This window comes from Dyadobacter psychrophilus (assembly GCF_900167945.1).
Classification (GTDB): Bacteria; Bacteroidota; Bacteroidia; order Cytophagales; family Spirosomataceae; genus Dyadobacter; species Dyadobacter psychrophilus.
This window is the reverse complement of the sequence record NZ_FUZA01000005.1, coordinates 148,702-165,689: the sequence shown is the minus strand read 5'-3', so window position 1 is coordinate 165,689 and position 16,988 is coordinate 148,702. Positions and strand designations below refer to the sequence as shown.

Sequence of the window (16,988 nt, the reverse complement as noted above, 5' to 3'; positions counted from 1 at the left end):
ATCATTTTTTATTTATCCAAAAAATCACCGGACCGGCTTTTATTTCCGGCGTCTGGCTTATCTTAATTAGTTTACCTCCTTTTACATGCTCCGTTTTTCCAATGAATTTTCCTGTTGCCGGATCAATGCGTCGCAAGAGGAAATTACCTTTGAAACTGCCCAGGTCCAGATCGGAGCTCGCATTGTTTTCTTTATATATGACTGCTCCAATTCCCGGATTAACCAATTGATATTCAACCGAAACATCAGGCTTCATTTCGGAAACATCTTTTAAAAAACTGTCTGAAACGCACGGAATTGCACTGATGGATCCACCAGCCAGAAATACAGCCCAAGCATTTGAATCATAGTTTCCGGCTGAGTAAAGCACTGCTTTTTCGGGATATTTTTTGCGGTAATCCAGTACGGCCTTGTAAATGGAATGGAAGGAAATTTTGCCCGTCTTTTGCAATCTGGCGTGTTGCCTTGGTGCCAGGTTTTTGGCTCCTTCCGGTTGGTAGAATGTCCCGTCTTCCCGCAAATGCCAGTAGCGGATATCAATAATGTCCACGATCTTGGCGTAATCCGGCTCTGACAGAACAGCGTCCTGAACATCTTTCGTCGTGCTTAGCGCGACTAACGCATTTTTACCCGTTTCTTTCTCCCAATCCGCGATCACGCCGAGCCAAAACTTCACGAAATGTAACGGTCCGGTATACTCGGCTCCGATAAACTGGATGACGCCGTTCTGATCCGCGAAGTTTTCGAGGCATTTACGAATGTATGCGGTATGAATGGCCCTCCGTTCAGGATTTTCGATGTCATAAAATTGCTCGGCCATAAAAATCCGCTTGTCGCCCGCGTAAGGCGGCGGCTCAGGAAAGCCGGTTGCATTGATATTGTTGGCCGAACGCCACGGAAAATCGGCATAATGCGCACCCGCTTCCAGAATGTTGTGCTGGAAATAGTTTTGGTGATAGAGTACAAGTCCCTTTTGATCAGCCAGTTGAACAAATTGTTTGAGCCTCGTCCAATACCAGGCATTATATTTTGTCAAATCATATTTACTGAGATTATCCCAAGCGGTTTCCTTGCCGCTTCTGGCAAAGGGCTGCTCGTAAAATGGCGGCCAAACTTCACCGTCAATTCTCCTAATGCGCTCGTGATCGTCACGGCGGCGGTCGTACCAGAGGCCGTAATTGTGGTCCAGCACGGTTATATTTTTTGCCAGAAGTGAGTCTGTCATATCCTCCGGAACATCCGTCAAACCCGCCCCCGATCTGCCCGGAACGAAGCGGGTAATGTGCGGTTTGGCTTGCGCCACATCATGCGGGCGAATGCTTCCACGCCACCACGGAACTTCCTGGCGGTTTCCGGTAACAACCTGTTCTCCACGCACCAGCCAGCCATTTTTGATGGTTAACGGTGGTAGATTTAGCTTTTTCGCTACTTGTTTTATCCCAATTTCATCAATGGCCTTAATGTTCCCGTAAGCGACTGGAATAGGATTTCGTTGCGTCGCGGAATCGATCCAATCGGCAAGTGACGCGGCAGCGATATTGGATTTTGCTGTCAATTCCGCTGCTTGCTCAACGCTTGGACTGCTGGACGCTTCGGATTCTTTTGGCAGCAAAGCGGCATTTGCAAGTGCTTCAATACCAATCCTTTCTGATAACTGCGCGGCGTACAAGCTGCGCGGCTTAATGTGCTCATTGACATTCTCCCAGAAACCATTGCCAGCAAATTCCGCCCAGATCCCGAATGCATGATTGGTTGCTCCCGGCGGGCTAAAATTTTCTACACGCGAGGCAGCACATTGCCACATCACGCTATTAGCCGCAGTCCAGCCCGCACCCTGCCCATCCTGACCACGGTTTTTGAAGCTTAACGCCTGGCCATCAACATTGACGTTGTCAAATAAGACGCCAGAAGCCCAACTATCCGCCGCACCACTGAACCCGAACGGCTGAACCGACTCACATTGAACAAATGCATTGGGACCGGCAGCACGGTAACCCGTCGTAAAATCGTGAAAACCATTCTCAGCATAACATCTTTGAAAAAGCGTAAGCTGGCCTTGTGTGTAAAATGTGTTTCTCCGCTGACCGGCTATTTCAGAAACTGGCGTAAGTGACTTACAATCCTCAACCGTAATCTTTGAAGCCATTTCAAAAAGCGCCACCGCTGATCCGGCCAGTCCCTTGAAATGTACTTGCCTGACCCACGCATTTTCTACATTTTCCATCGTCACGCCCATCCAGCGATGTTCTTCATCTTTTAAATTCGTGCTGTCGAATGTGGATTCAATGCACAGATTTTCAACGCCTACCTGGCTGATTCTTTCCGGCCAGTCATATTTTGTGACAAAACCTCCTCCATATTTTTTATCCAAAGCTGTGGTTATTGGTGCATTAATGGTTATCTGGTTGCCGGAAATAGCCGTAATGGTGCGGTCCCAAATAATGTCCCGCTGCCCGGGTTTCCAGCCAAGCCACCCGGTTTCGCCGCCAAATTCTTCCATTTTAAGTAGCTGTATCCACTCTTTTGTTGATGGGCGTTCTATTTGAATACGGTCACCGGCTTTAAAATCAGCAGCATTTGAGATATTGAATTTCAATGAGTTAACCCGAACATATTCATCTTTAACTTCAATGCGTTTGCCTGTTTTCAGATTTTTTGCTCCTGATATTTGAATGATCGTTTCGCGCGAAAGCCCCGCGCCGACTAATGTTGTTTTGTTATTCAATGTGCCATTTCCCCGGATTATCACTCCTGATTTATTGATAAAAAGGCTGCCCTGGATTGTATGAACGCCTTTTTGCAGTAAAACAACCCCACGAATCCCGTCCTCATCGGGAGGCAAAGAACCCACATAATCAATCGCCGACTGAATGCGCAAGGTCGCGTCGCCTGCTTTCGCTGGAACGATCACCTTGACGGCAGCATTCGGGATTTGCTTGTTGCCAGCCATATATCCGGCATAGGAAAAGTCTATAATGCGGTTACCCAGCGAATCGGGGGCATAATGCAGCCTGCCGTCTTCTCCAATTGAAACAGGCGAAATTTGCCTGGCTTTTTTCTGGCCAATGACATCATGAGGCATAAATAAATACAACCCCGTCATGGACAGGATTGTATTCCAAACAATCACCTTTTTTATGTAGTCCTTAACCTTCAAAATCTTACTTTTTGTTAGACGGTTCCTTTAATGAAGCCAGCGTATCGTGGTTATTCTTAGGGTCTTTCCAATTTGTTTTCTTTTTCGGATCGATGCCGTTGATGAATTTTTCAATGTTGGCATAACCGTCACCGCTCATGTCTTTTTGCGCATCCGAAGCGTCGTTTGGATTCAGGCTGTATTTCACTTCCCATTCGTCCGGCATGCCGTCGTCGTCCGAATCTTTGTAAGGCGTTCCTTTATACTCTGGATAACCACCAACCTGCGAAATATCTGTGATAATGCCGTTTTTATAAGAATCGATGGGCAAACGGCGGTGTTCGAATTGCGTTTTAGGCAAAGTAACACCATCGATTGGATTGATCTTCCCTGTCCTGACCTGTGTTGTCACCCGTGCGTCCACCGGATCGCGTTTAGGCAATGTTGCGCCCGCATTGGCCAGCACGTAATCAAATGACTCTTTGGCGCTCATGATCGGAAACTGAGGCATAGGCAATGGTTGGTTCCACTTCATTTTATCCCTGTATTTTCCTGTGTCTGGCAATTCTTCAACCTGCACCCCGCCGTTCCAGTTATCCTTGGTGACAGCATCAAAACCTTCCATAATGTTGCCATTTACATAAGCGCGGCCATAAACCTGGTAACCCAGTTTGCTTCTGCCGGCCTCTGGCTTCACGATCCTGTGACCAATCGGCGAATCTTTTGGTGTTTGCGGGCCCGGTTTAAAATAGTTGTTGATAATGTTATACATCGCCCGGTAATCGCCGCCGTCAATCGAGCGGTGCACCCAGTTGAAAACCACATTATTGGTAAAGTTAAAAATGCCAAACCAACCGATGGAAGGATTTCTTCCAGCGTTATTTGCCCATAGATTGCGCATAAACGTACAATTCTCTCCGCCAAGCGTGCTTCCGAACGAGTGGTTCCATGTGTCCAGTGTTTCAGAAAAGATGGAATTTTGAATGGTAATGTTCACAGTGGGAAGTTTTTGTTCCGTTGCGCCGGTGCTGTCGTTATACATGTGACGATACATCGACATATTCTCATCCAAACCCCAGCTTGCCGAGACGTGATCGATCATAATGTTACCAATCGGGTTGCCGCCGATGGAGTCATCGCGACGCCCCACAAAAGTTTCACCCCTCCGGAAACGCATATGCCGGATCACCACGTCGTGTGTGTTGATCCAAACTGTTTCACCGGCCACACAAACGCCATCCCCCGGAGCAGTCTGACCTGCAATAGTAATATACGGAGCGCGGATGATCAGCGGCGTTTTCAACCGGATAATACCCGCCACATTAAAAACGATAATGCGCGCACCACCTTGCTCGCAAGCGTCACGCAACGTTCCCGGCCCGCTGTCCGCCAGACTTTTCACTACATAAACTTTACCTCCGCGACCGCCAAAACTATAAGCGCCACCGCCTTCCGCGCCTGGAAACGCCGGAATGTCGGATTGCGGCAGATCCACCGGCCTCGCTGCCCATGGAATGTAGGGCTTGCCATTTTTAGCCTCCTGCTCAATGATCGGCCACGCCTTCTGCCAGGCAATCTCCGATTTCCACATCGCAGCTTTCAACAGCGAATCGCTGGTTTTCTGCGCTGCTGCCGGGATTTTAGGATATTGGGCGTGAGCCGCCGGCGCCAAAAGGGTTAGGGCCGTTAAGATTCGGAGTGGGAGTTTTTTGGGTGATATCATATTTGTTATCGTTGGATTTTGCTTTTTTGGTTGTTTGTTGACGTTGTGCTAGCACTTCGACCGCCCGGCGGCCCGGTCCGCTTAATGCGACAATGCTTCGTTTTGATCATCGTGGTTTCACTTCGACTACGCTCAGTGTGACAGGGGCTTCGGTTCGATCTTGGGTGCTAGCACTTCGACTCCGCTCAGTGTGACAGGCTTGTTTCAAAGGCGTTCTGCCTTGTCAGTCTGAGCGTACCGGGCCGCCGGGCGGTCGAAGACCGCTACTGTACGGCGTTCTCCCTTGTCAGTCTGAGCGGAGTCGAAGACACGCTACTGTACGGCGCTCCGCCTTTGAATGCTACTTCAAAGGATCAAACGTCCCCGAAGGCCAGCCGATGTTTTGTTCCAGTTTTGCGTTGTTGGTTAATGCTGTGTTTGGGATGGCGAAAAAGTAATATTCCGGTAACCAGTTGATCACGTATTTGGTGTCCAGGTCTTTCGGGACGATCTCCATATAGTTGCGGTAAACAGAGTCCAGGTTCATTCCGTCGCGTTTTGCTGCGAATTCTTCTGCGGATATGGCGGAAGTTTTTAAATTGATCGTCACACCGGTTCTGCGTTTTCCGTTCAGTTTGGTTTCGAATTGTTTCCAGCGGCGGAGGTCCCAGAAACGCTTTCCTTCGAAGGCGAGCTCTATTTGTCTTTCGTGTAAGATCGCTTCGAACATTTGCGCGCGTGTCATTTTAGGGTTAAGGCCAAAAAAACCGTCTGCTCCCGGATCAATGCCGGCTCTTTTCCTGATTTCTTTCAGTTGGGTGTAGGCTTCGTCCAGCTTGTTGATCCCGCAGGCTGCTTCGGCGAAATTGAGCATTACTTCGGCGTAACGCATTTCTATCCAGTCAGTTCCGCTTGTGGACACTGCGCCTGTCGGCAAGTTGGGATCGATGGCTTTGCGGACGTAGAAACCGCTTACTGTGGCTTTTTGCTCAACGGTTTTATTGTTTACAAAATAGGTCCATAGTTTGTAATTGGTGTTGCCATTGATGTGCCAGGTTGCGCCATTGTAGGCAATGGTGTTGTCAAATCTCGGGTCTCGGTTTTTGTAAAACAGCTTTGGATCGTAACCTGAACCTTTTTCTCCAATGTTTTTCCCATTTTTCATAGGAAAAGCCTGCGCCATTTCCCAGGTCGGCTGGTTGGAGCCGCTTCCTGTTCCCAGGTACGATGGCCGCGTGTTGTTGTCCCAGGTTTGGTTTTTATTGATCTGGTCCCCTACTTTATTGTTATAGCACGTAACCCACACCGCCTCAGGATTATTCGCCTCGGTAAACCACAGATCCCTGAAACTTTGGTGTAATCCAAAACCATTTGCTTTAAGCAGGTCAATCGCCTGTTTATTAGCATCATAAGCAGCTTGCCAGCGTTCCGGCAGGTCTGTCGGGTTAAATTGCGGGCTGGCATAGTGCAGCAAAATCCTGCCTTTGAAACCGGCTGCCGCGCCGCTGGTGATCCGTCCCCAGTCATTGGAATCGTTCCATTTGCCAGGAAGATTTTCGATGCTGTAATTCAGGTCTGCAACAATTTGCCGGATGCTCTCGGATGTGCTGCTCCTGGGTATAGCGGCCTGCTCTTTTTCCTCTTCTCCTATCGCCCCAAGCGGTTCCAGCACCAGCGGGACACCGCCGTAGAGTTGTACGAGATCAAAATAGCGGTAGGCACGGAAGAATGTAATTTGCCCCATTAACTGCTTTTTATACGCCTCGCTGAGCGAACTGGAAGGCATTTTTACCAAAAACTGATTGATAGAACGGATCTTGCCATAGTTGTTAGTGGCATTTACAGCAGTCCCGAAATCGGCCACTGTGTTCACCTGAACTGTCCCTTCGAAAAAACGCGTTTCTCCTGAAATCTCATCAGTCGCTTTCAGAAAATCACCGGTTGGCCATACGGGCAGATTTTGGTCATAAACATAATCCACATAACCCCTGGCCAGCAGCGTATCATTAAAAACCTGCTCCTCGTTGAACGCAGAAAGGTCCGTCTTGTCGAGCACTTTTTCGCAGCCCGAAGTCATTAAAACAGCTGCCAATAAAAGAATATGTTGCGGTTTCATTTCTGTCAGTTTTAAAGTGTAAGGTTTAATCCCAATGACCAGGTTTTCATCAGCGGATATACATTATAAGCGCCTACCGAGCCTTTGTAATCGTATGGGTTATAGAAATTGAACGGGTTCATCGCGACGCCAATGAATTTGAGCGAGCTTACACCGAGTTTTTTGGAAATATTTTGACCTAAACTATAAGACAAATTCAGACTGCGCATGCGGAATACAAATGCATCCCTGAACCAGAATGATGAGGCAACAGAATAAGTATCGTCGTAATATGGATCCGGGTAGGCTGCATTGGGGTTTTCGGGTGTGTAATGATCGGCCCAGAACACCGGCCGGGAAACGTCCACACCCGCCTTTTTACGCGCATCGCCATCCACAATGCCCTGGCCGCCAAATGATCCCGCAGTTACAACATCCAGTTTAAATCCTTTGAAACCAAAACCGAAAGAGAACCCGAAATTGTAATGGTTATTTTCCTTGCTGGTCAGATAATCCATGTCGTCTTCGGTGATTTTTCCGTCGGGCGCTTCGTAGCTGCCGTCTGTCTGGCGAGGTCCGCGAATGTCTTTGTAGTAAAGCATTCCCGGCATCGGTGCCCTGCCGAAGATCGTGTAGTTGTTATTTTGTTCGAGAAAACGATCCACCTCATCCTGCGAACGGAACATTCCAAGATAATGGTAACCCATAATTCCCCTGTCGCCCGAAAGCCCGGTCGGATCTTGCCATGTGCCTCTATTGGTAGGCGCCACATCCACGAGCATGTTGCGGTTGTCGTTCCAGGCGAGGAATGCGTTCACATTATAATCAATGCTTTTACCAATTTTGCTGCTCCAACCGGTCGAAAACTCGAATCCGAAAGAATTAATGGTCTCATAATTTTCAGATGGCATTACGGAGCCTATGGTCAGCGGCACAGATGAGGATAGTGTGGTGAGCAGGTTGTAACCGTGATCGTGGAAAAAGTCGAAGCCGGTTGTCAGTCTGCTATTCATGAATGACGCGTCCAGACCAATGTTCTTCTTGGTAACGTCATCCCAGCGGCCAAAATAGTTGGGCAGCTTTTCAAGCTTTATACCAACGGTCCGGTCGCTGTTGCCTCCGAAAACGGCACCATTGGAAGCTTGTGGCGTGTAACGTTGCAGCCATTGCCAGTTCGCCGTGCGGTCGCCGCCCAGGAACCCGATGGAAGCGCGCAGTTTCAGGAAATTGATGAAGCTGAATTTTTCTTTGAATAAATTTTCTTCCGATAACACCCAGCCTGCCGAAACCTGTGGGAATGTACCCCAGCGATATTCAGGAGCAAACTTCGTGGAGGCGTCCCGGCGGAAGGAAACTTCAAACAGATATCTTTCTGCAAAACTGTAATTAAGCCGTCCGACATAAGATAGGATGCCGCTTTCATTGGCAGTGTTTGGGCCGATGTCCTTTGCGCCAAGTGCAGACATCAGATAATCATTTCCTCCCTCAAAAATGCCCTCCTTGAATGTAGCGATGCTTTCTGAATAAATTTCCGACTGCTCGACCAATGCCAGCGCGCTGACAGAATGCCTGCCGAAATCGTGGGCATAGCTGAGGTTCACATTCATTTGGTAAGACTCGGAAAAGCCAGGATTGAACCTTAGCCGGTCACCATTATTAAGCCTTGTGGGCGCGTTGGGCGTGCCGCCGTAAATGTGCCGGTTTTCGCCTTGCATTGAAAAACCGTACGTTTTATAATATGTACCAAACTGTTTTCCCCAATCATTACCCAGATTTTTGTTGTAAACCCCACGGACTTTCAGGCCTTGGACAAATGGCACATTGTATTCCAGATAAGCGTTAATGTTCAGCACAACGTTTCTGGCTCGCGTGTAGTTGTTAAGCTTTTGCGCTTCGAAAAAGTGAAAACCTGTCGAATTGGATCCGCCCGGAAGCAGAACAGGCAATCCATTCACGTACGGCGGAATAAATTGGGGTGTATTTAAAAGGTTTGTCACATCCTTCTCCACATTCTCGCCGCCCTGTTTGAGATAAAATAATTTGTTATCCGACAAATTGCCGCTTACGCCTAATCCCACTTTCAGATTTTTAGTGATCTTGACATCACTGCTTGCACGGAAATTCCACTTTTTATAGCTGATGTTGTCTACATTCCCGTTTTGTGCAAAATACGTTGCGCCGGCAAAGAATGTCGCCCGATCCGTCCCACCGCTGATATTGAGTGCGTGCCGCGTATTGAATGACGGTTTCCACGCCATATCAAACCAGTCGTAATTGTTATTTCTGAAATGTTCGAGCTCATCGGGCGAATAAAATTCCGGGTCGGTTGGCGCAAGTCCTCTTGTTTTGTTAAAATCATTCAGATAGGTGGCAAGCTGCACGCCGTTCATCATCTTGGAGCGGTCTGTTGCTTCCGATACGCCGAAAGTTGTTGTATAATTCACTTGCGGCTTGCCTGCTTTTCCGCGCTTGGTGCGCACAACCACGACGCCTAATGCAGCCCTCGCGCCATAAACCGCTGCCGCGCCATCTTTCAAGACAGACAGGTTTTCAATTTCAGATGCATCCAGCAATTGGAAATCGGCTTCTGTGCGGATTACGTCATCTATAATGTAAAGCGGTGCATTACTTCCGCCGTCTTTGGAAGCTTTGGTAGGATTACGGATTACGATAGATGCAGGGGTGCCAGGGCGTGCCGAGCCTCCGCTTACCGAAACACCCGGTAATTTTCCCACGAGCGCCGATGAAATGTCGCCAACAGGCAACTCATCAATTTCGTTAATCTTCACCGTCGCCACGGCGCCAGTTAAATGCGAACGCTTTTGCTCTCCATAACCCACCACGACCACGTCTTCCAATGCCTTTACGTCCGGTTCCAAGGCAACTTCCACTGATGACCGGTTGCCGATTTCAATGGTTTGTTTCATAAAACCGACGTAGCTGATAATGATCGATTTGCCGTCTGCTGGGACATTAAGTGAAAATTTACCCACTGCGTCTGTTGTGGTTCCCTGGGTCGTTCCTGCAACGAGAATGGAAACGCCTGCCATCGGCTCCTTAGAGGCTGCATCGGTCACAACGCCCTTCAACTGGCGGTTCTGCGCAGTGCCGGATAAGGACATGGCCAAAAGAAAAAGAAAAAGTAAAAAAGTCCTTGCCATATTCATCGAATGATTTAAAATATAACTATTTCAATACAACTTCGATTATCCATTGATAAAGTACAATAGAAACCCTGTTCAAGTCTATTTAGACCGAATTTGGGAAGCAAGTTTATTTTCGATTTTATTTCTGCACACGTTACCGGGAACGATTGCAACGGCAAAAAGCAAATGTTCGAAATTAAACGAAAGTGTTAAAATGACACAATGTGGTATAATGCAAAATATCCAAAGATGACAAAAAGCTAACGCTTAAAATTGTACTATTTCTGTATTTAGGATTTGCTGCCAGGAAATAAAAAGGCCCGGTTCGCTTCTAAGCAAACCGGGCCTCAGTTTTGAAGTATAATAACCTAGTAACCAGGATTTTGTACGATCTTTTTATTCTGGTCGATTACCGGCTGTGGGATAGGGTTCATGTACATTTTCTTGGTGAAAACATGCGGATGATTCAATCCTACAACTTCATAAACCCATTTGCCTTTGTTATCATTAGGCGACGAGTTTGTGATCTTCATGCCGTGGAAATCCTTGTTCATCACGTCCTCGGCGATCACCCAGCGGATAATGTCGTAGAATCGCTTTGTTTCGAAGCACAGTTCTACGCGGCGTTCACGGCGAATCGCCTGGCGCATGGTGTCCTTAGTTAATCCTGTGGCAAGCTCCGGCAAATTCGACCTTTTGCGGATTGCATTCACCGCTGCATATACAGAGGCATCCGGCCCGGCAGCTTCGTTTTGGGCTTCGGCATAGTTCAGCAGCACTTCGGCGTAGCGATAGTAAACAAAGTTCTGCCCGCTTTGTGCGCCTCCGCGTGGTTTCAGAGGATTGATTTTCTTTTTGAAATAATAACCCGTGTTACCCACGTCATCCGTTCCGAAATCGATCTGATTTTTGGAAGGCTTAACCTTATCAATACGCATAAAAATGGTGTCCACTTTTGCCATCCAATCCTGCTTATAGGGCGCGCCGTCGTAAACAATGAAGTCGTAAAAACGTTTTTCGCGATTTACATAGGGCTTTTGCGGGTCGTAACCGGAAGTCGGATCGGTGATGGGCTTTCCGTTGGCCATGGCGAACTGGTCGACCAGTTCCTGCGTAGGACAATAATTTCCCCAGGTATAATAAACGCCGTCGATCCACACCGGGCCACCATACTGCTCATAGTTGGAACCCATTATCACCGGCACGATCTGACGGTCCCAGATGATTTCGGAATTGTACTCATTTTTCTCCCACCAAAGCGCAGATACGTCCGAAAACAGTGCATACTGAGCGCCGAATGTGTCCATGAACTTCTTATTGGTCGCAGCAGCTTTTTCCCAGCGCTTCGCATCAAAATTTCCGAATGCGATGAGTTTATTAGGATCCGCTCCCGACGGCGGCGTGGCCGTGTTGAATGCCGGGCTCGCCGCATACAGTTCCAGCCAGCCTTTCAACGCGAGCGCAGCTCCTAACGTGGCGCGGCCTGCATCGGCGTCGCCGCCATTGTATTTAGCAGGAAGCAACTTGTTTGTCACGATCTGGTCCAGTTCCGTGGTAATGAAATTGAATGTTTCCTCAAATGTACTGCGCTCATTGTAAAGCTCTTCTTCACTCATTTTATTCCGGTCCAGCGTCGCCGTAATGATCGGCAGGCCGCCCAGATGCATGAACATTTCGCTGTAATAGTAGGCACGCAGAAACCGTACTTCATCCGTACGCTTTTTAATATAAGCCTCCGAAAAATTGGCCGCATTTTCAGTTATTTTTTCGATAAACAAATTGCATTTCCGGATTTTGGTAAAACCTGCTCCCCAGGATGCATAATCTGTTGCATTCGCATTGGCGTGGTCCATAGGCGTTCCCTGGTTCACGGCCGGGTCCACGATGCCCTGCCGCCAGCTGTATGATTTCCAGTAGAAACCGGCATCATTGTCATCGGTGAAATTATCCAGGTTATCCGGCGAATTCCATTTGTTTGAAAGCGCGCTGTAAATGTCGTTCAGGAAAAGATCGGCATTGCCTTCGGAAGCCCATTGAATGTCGTCGGTAAGCCTGCTTTTGATCTGATTGTCCAGAAAATCTTCTTTACAGGATGTGGTCAGGCAGATTCCGAGCGTCGCAGCAAAAACGATTTGTTTTATATTTTTCATCATGTTTTTATCAATTTTTTGAAATCAGAATGTCACATTTAATCCGAACACATACACTTTTTGATTCGGATAAGCCGTCTCACGGTCCGTTGCGCCAACTTCCGGGTCCATAAACTTCATCTTGCTGGCTGTAAACAAGTTCTGCCCCGATGCATAAACCCGCACATTCTGGATCTTTATCGATTTGGTCAGACTAGCAGGCAGCGTGTAGCCGATAATGGCTGTTTTCAAGCGGATATGGTTCGTGTTCTGCATCCAGAAATCGGACAGCTGCGTGTTATTTGCGTAAGGCGCCTGGGTTGCCCGCGGATAACGCGCATCCTGCGTTTCCGGCGTCCAGCGGTTGTCGTAATATTCGTAGCTGGAATTGCTATTGTTGTTATTGAACGGAATGGTCTGGAACTGGCGGATATCCAGGTGCGCCAGTGAAGATCCCTGAAAAAACAGGTTCGCATCAAAACCTTTCCAGCTTGCGGTGGCATTCAATCCATAAGTAAGGAATGGGTAAACCGGGTTACCGATCACCGTTTCATCATTGGAATCGATCTTGCCATCTGGCGTGCCGTTTGGTCCGCTGATATCAGCATAGCGAATGTCACCAGGACGCAACGCGCCGAATTGCGTAATGTTATAACCATCGGCAGCATTGATCAATCCATCATCATTGGTGTCGTCTTCGGTGCTGAATATGCCCATTGTTTTGTAGCCAAATTGTGTTCCGAGCGGGCGGCCGGTGCGGCTGCGATTGGGATTATTGCGCGTGGCAGCCGTTTCGTAAACTTTGATCATTTTGTTTTTGGCAAAGCTCACATTGGCATTAAGGCCCAGGCGCAAGCCATTGGAAAGACGATGATTTGTGCCCGCACTTATCTCAAAACCATTATTTTCCATTATTCCGCCATTTTCATCCGCGAGCGCCAGGCCGTATTCCACCGGCACACTTACCGCGGGAGGCAACAACATTCCCGTGCGCTTTTCGTGGAAGTAATCCGCTTCCAACGTCAGCAATCCGCGCCAGAATGCAGCTTCGATTCCAATGTCTGTTTTCGTGGAAATTTCCCAGGTAATGTTCTGGTTGGCCTCATTAGGGACAATCGCGCCCTGCACCATGGATCCCGTTCCAAATGCGTAAGCATTGCCATTCAGGTTGTAACCCGTCAGATACTGAAAAGCCGTTCCTGCCAGGTTACCTGATTTTCCCCATGATCCGCGCACTTTCAGGTTATCCACCCAGCTCACTGAATTTTTGAGAAAACCTTCTTCCGAAACCACCCAGCCCGCTGAGAATGCAGGGAAGTAACCCCATCTTTTTCCCGGCGCGAAATAGTAATGTCCGTCGTAACGGCCGGACGCTTCCAGCAGATATTTGCCGGCATAAGCATAGCCAACGCGATATACATAACCGATCTGGCTTCCGGTTGACGAAGTTCCGCCGTTGTCGAAATCGTTCTTGTTTGAACTTCCCATATTCAGCTCATCCACGTCCACCGCGAAGTTGTTGCGTCGCGCCGAAAACAGCTCGTAAGTGTTGTTCCTGGCTTCCGCAACCAGCAATCCGGTGAAGTCGTGCTTGCCGAATGTGTTGTGATAATTGAGGTAACCCTGGTATGTAAACGTTTGTGTTTTGATAAACTGCTGCGCCAACCAGGAGAATGCTGCCGCACCACCTTCGGAAGTGGAGATCTCCCTCTTATAAGTGTAAGGCGTCGTGTTCAGGTCCTGCGTGTAATAGTAGAAAGGCTTGTGATATCCTTTCTTGGTCCGCGTCATTGGATCGTAGCTGAATGTTCCTTTTACGCTAAGGCCTTTGATAAACGGCAGCTTTTGCTCAATGGCGATCGTGGTCAGCAAAGTGGAGTTATTGTTTTTGGTATAACCCGCATTCAAGATGCCCACCGGGGAGTTTCCTGCAAATTCTCCCCACAAACCATTGCTGTAATAAAGACTGCGCGTTGGGATGTATTTGAAACCATTCCTAAAAAGGTTAGCCGCCGAAACTGCTGTGTCCACAGAAGAGATGCGCTCCACCGCGCCGATCAGCGAAAGGGATACGGTTGTAGTTTTTGTCGCCTCAGCCGTAATGTTGATGTTATAGCTGTAACGTGCGTATTTCACAGGATCGAACATTCCGTTCTGTTTCAGAAAGCCCAGGCCGGTCTGATACTTGATCCGGTCCGATCCGCCGCTGAGCTGCAATGCGTAATTCTGCATAGGTGCATTCATATTCACGAGCTCCTTGGTGTTGCTGATCGGATATTTATCCGGGTCTTCGCGGTTGAGATTGATATAGTTTTCAACCAGGTCTGTCGCAAATGGCAGCTGCGTTCCGGATGGATTTTCGTTCAGGTACGCTTCGTTTTTGAGCCGCATATAATCCTGTGCGCTCAACAGCTTGGGATAGTAAGTGGGCGTCTGCGTTCCGTAATAACTGCTTAATGTTAATGTTGGAGCGCCTGTCGCACCTTTTTTGGTGGTAATGAGCAATACGCCATTCGCACCGCCAAGACCGTAGGGAGCAACTGCCGCCGCATCTTTCAAAACGGTAACTGTTTCAATAGAACCCGGATCAATCTGGTTTACATTGTCGCGGATAATCCCGTCCACAACCACCAGCGGGCGATTGTTGCCTGTTGTTCCAATCCCGCGAATGTAGATCTGCGGCGAGTCGTTGCCGGGCTGTCCGCCATTGGGCCGCATGCTTACACCCGCAACTCTTCCGGCAATGGAATTGGAAATGTTAGGGACAGGATTTTCCGCAATCTCACTCCCCTTCACTGACGCAATGGAGCCTGTTAACGTGGATTTCTTTTGTGTTCCATAACCCACAACCACCACTTCATCCAGTGCTTTCGTATCCAAAATCAGCTCGATTTTAAGGTTCGTCGCATTCCCAACTGTCACTTCCTGAGACAAATAGCCCACGAAAGAAAAGATCAGCACTGCATTACCATCCGGAACATCCAGCTGAAAATTACCGGCGGCGTCGGTCGTTGTTCCTCTTTGGGTCCCTTTCAAAATAATGCTCACGCCGGGCAGCGGCTCATTGGTTTCGGGCGTTTTTACAGTTCCTTTTACCGTAATGTCCACCATCACCGGCGCCACATCCGGCTCTTCCGGATTTTGCAGCGATGTCGTTTTTTTGGTTGACCTGGATAAAAGGATCTGGTTGTTTTTGACGCGGTAAGCAATGGCCAGGGGCGTCAGCAAGCGGTCGAGCACCGCATCGAGCTTTTCTTTGCGGGCATCAATGCTCACGATATGCTGTAAGCTCACCAAATTGCTGGAATAGGCGAATTTCACCTTCGTCTCGTTCTCGATTTTTATTAATGCTTCGTTCAATGTCACATTTTTCAATTCCAGCGTCACCCCTTTATTGAGGAGTTCCTGGGCCGGTGAATTATGCGCGAAGGCCATTGCCGAGCAAAGGCCTATACATAATAATTGGTAGATCGTCAGTCGCATGATTTTGGGTAGCAATCCATGCCGTGGATGAAAAGGTTTTTTCATAAGTTTACATTGAATTGGTTAAAATGTTAGCAATAACTATCCTGCTTAACTGCCTCCGGGCGAGTTAATGAACCGCATGTTCTGGGATACTTCTTAATCAGTTCGGATCAGGGGTGTTGCACCACTCCTGATCTGTTTTCTGACTAAAAGCTGTTGGTAGGGATGGCTTTCAGGTGATCATCGGATATTCCGGTTATGGTTAAAATAATGTAGTTCATCAAGCAAGTCGGCAATATTGTTCTAATGGCAACCTTCGCCGCCAAACGTGATTTTATCTCCTTCAATCTGATAAGTTGTTCCCAATAATGCATCGATCATGTCCAGGATTTCGGGGAGCCGCTGATTGTTGAAGTCCACTTTCAGCCGGCACTTCTTAATCTGCGGATCTTTGAAATCAATGCTGACCTTAAATATCTTTCCTAGACGTTCGGCCACCTCATCCATGGGCACTTCGTCGAAAACCAGGGAAACGCTTTGCCAGATTTCCTTCGTCCCGCGATTTTCCGATAATGTTTGCACCGTCAAAGCATTGCTGTTTTTGGCAAAAACCACTTGTTGTTTCGGCCGCAGGACCACAGGCCTTTTTTCCTTCACCGATTCCACCTCGACGACACCCGTTACCACCGTCACCTGGCAAGTTGCTTCGCCGGCATTAGCGCGTACATTAAAACTGGTTCCCAACACCCTGGTCTTCATATCGCCGGAAAGAATCTCGAACGGATGCAGCTTGTCAGGCTTCACATCAAAAAAACCTTCACCCGAAAAACGCACCTGCCGCTTCTCAAAATCCCTGGCATAGGACAATGTTGCGCCCGGACTCAGCCAAACCGTCGTGCTGTCGGGCAGTGTATAGCGGTTTACTTTTTTTTCCTGATTTTCAAAACTCACCCAATTAGAAACATGCGCTTTTGTAACTGAAACAGGTTTAGCCGGATCAGAATAAAAGTAATAGCTAATGCCCAGGCCTATACATAACACCGCAGCAATGCGTAGCGCATATGTCCAGAAAGTTGCCACCGGTGCTGGCTGCAAATGCGATTTTTCCTGTTCCGCGATGCGTACCTGGATACGGTTGTACAGGTTTTCCTCTTCTGCGCCGGTCCAGAGCTCGGGGTGTTCCGCGTCGAGGCTTTGATACCAATCGTTCACTTCCTGACTTTCCGCCTCGCTGCATGCGCCGGTCAGGTATTTTCTTAAAATTTCGGATGAAGGTTTAGGGTGCTTCATTAGGTGTAAGTTTTACACTTATTAA

The 16,988-nt window shown here is 48.2% G+C and carries 7 protein-coding genes; all 7 read right to left on the bottom strand.

Annotation, left to right across the window (positions count from 1 at the left end; translation table 11 throughout):
- Window position 1: 1 nt before the first annotated feature.
- The 7 genes from B5X68_RS18705 to B5X68_RS18675 all read right to left on the bottom strand — a co-directional run bounded on the left by B5X68_RS18705 (window position 2) and on the right by B5X68_RS18675 (window position 16,963).
- Entirely contained in the window at window positions 2–3,157 is a 3,156-nt protein-coding gene (locus B5X68_RS18705) for a DUF6298 domain-containing protein (protein WP_229208484.1), read from the bottom strand.
- Between the two features lie 4 nt (window positions 3,158–3,161).
- The gene (locus tag B5X68_RS18700; RefSeq protein WP_082216291.1) at window positions 3,162–4,859 is read right to left on the bottom strand and encodes a pectate lyase family protein; all 1,698 of its coding nucleotides are present in this window, start codon (window positions 4,857–4,859) and stop codon (window positions 3,162–3,164) included.
- Window positions 4,860–5,199: 340 nt separating this feature from the next.
- Window positions 5,200–6,954 (bottom strand): RagB/SusD family nutrient uptake outer membrane protein, encoded by a 1,755-nt coding sequence (locus B5X68_RS18695; protein ID WP_082216290.1) that lies wholly within the window; start codon window positions 6,952–6,954, stop codon window positions 5,200–5,202.
- A gap of 11 nt (window positions 6,955–6,965) precedes the next feature.
- The gene (locus tag B5X68_RS18690; protein WP_082216546.1) at window positions 6,966–10,094 is read right to left on the bottom strand and encodes a SusC/RagA family TonB-linked outer membrane protein; all 3,129 of its coding nucleotides are present in this window, start codon (window positions 10,092–10,094) and stop codon (window positions 6,966–6,968) included.
- Window positions 10,095–10,447: 353 nt separating this feature from the next.
- On the bottom strand, window positions 10,448–12,232 hold the full coding sequence (locus tag B5X68_RS18685) for a RagB/SusD family nutrient uptake outer membrane protein (RefSeq protein ID WP_229208483.1): 1,785 nt from the start codon (window positions 12,230–12,232) through the stop codon (window positions 10,448–10,450).
- A 21-nt stretch (window positions 12,233–12,253) separates the two neighbouring features.
- Window positions 12,254–15,736 carry a TonB-dependent receptor gene (locus B5X68_RS18680; RefSeq protein ID WP_229208482.1) on the bottom strand — a complete coding sequence of 1,161 codons (3,483 nt, stop codon included), beginning with the start codon at window positions 15,734–15,736 and terminating at the stop codon, window positions 12,254–12,256.
- A 240-nt stretch (window positions 15,737–15,976) separates the two neighbouring features.
- Entirely contained in the window at window positions 15,977–16,963 is a 987-nt protein-coding gene (locus B5X68_RS18675) for a FecR family protein (RefSeq protein WP_082216288.1), read from the bottom strand.
- Window positions 16,964–16,988: the final 25 nt, after the last annotated feature.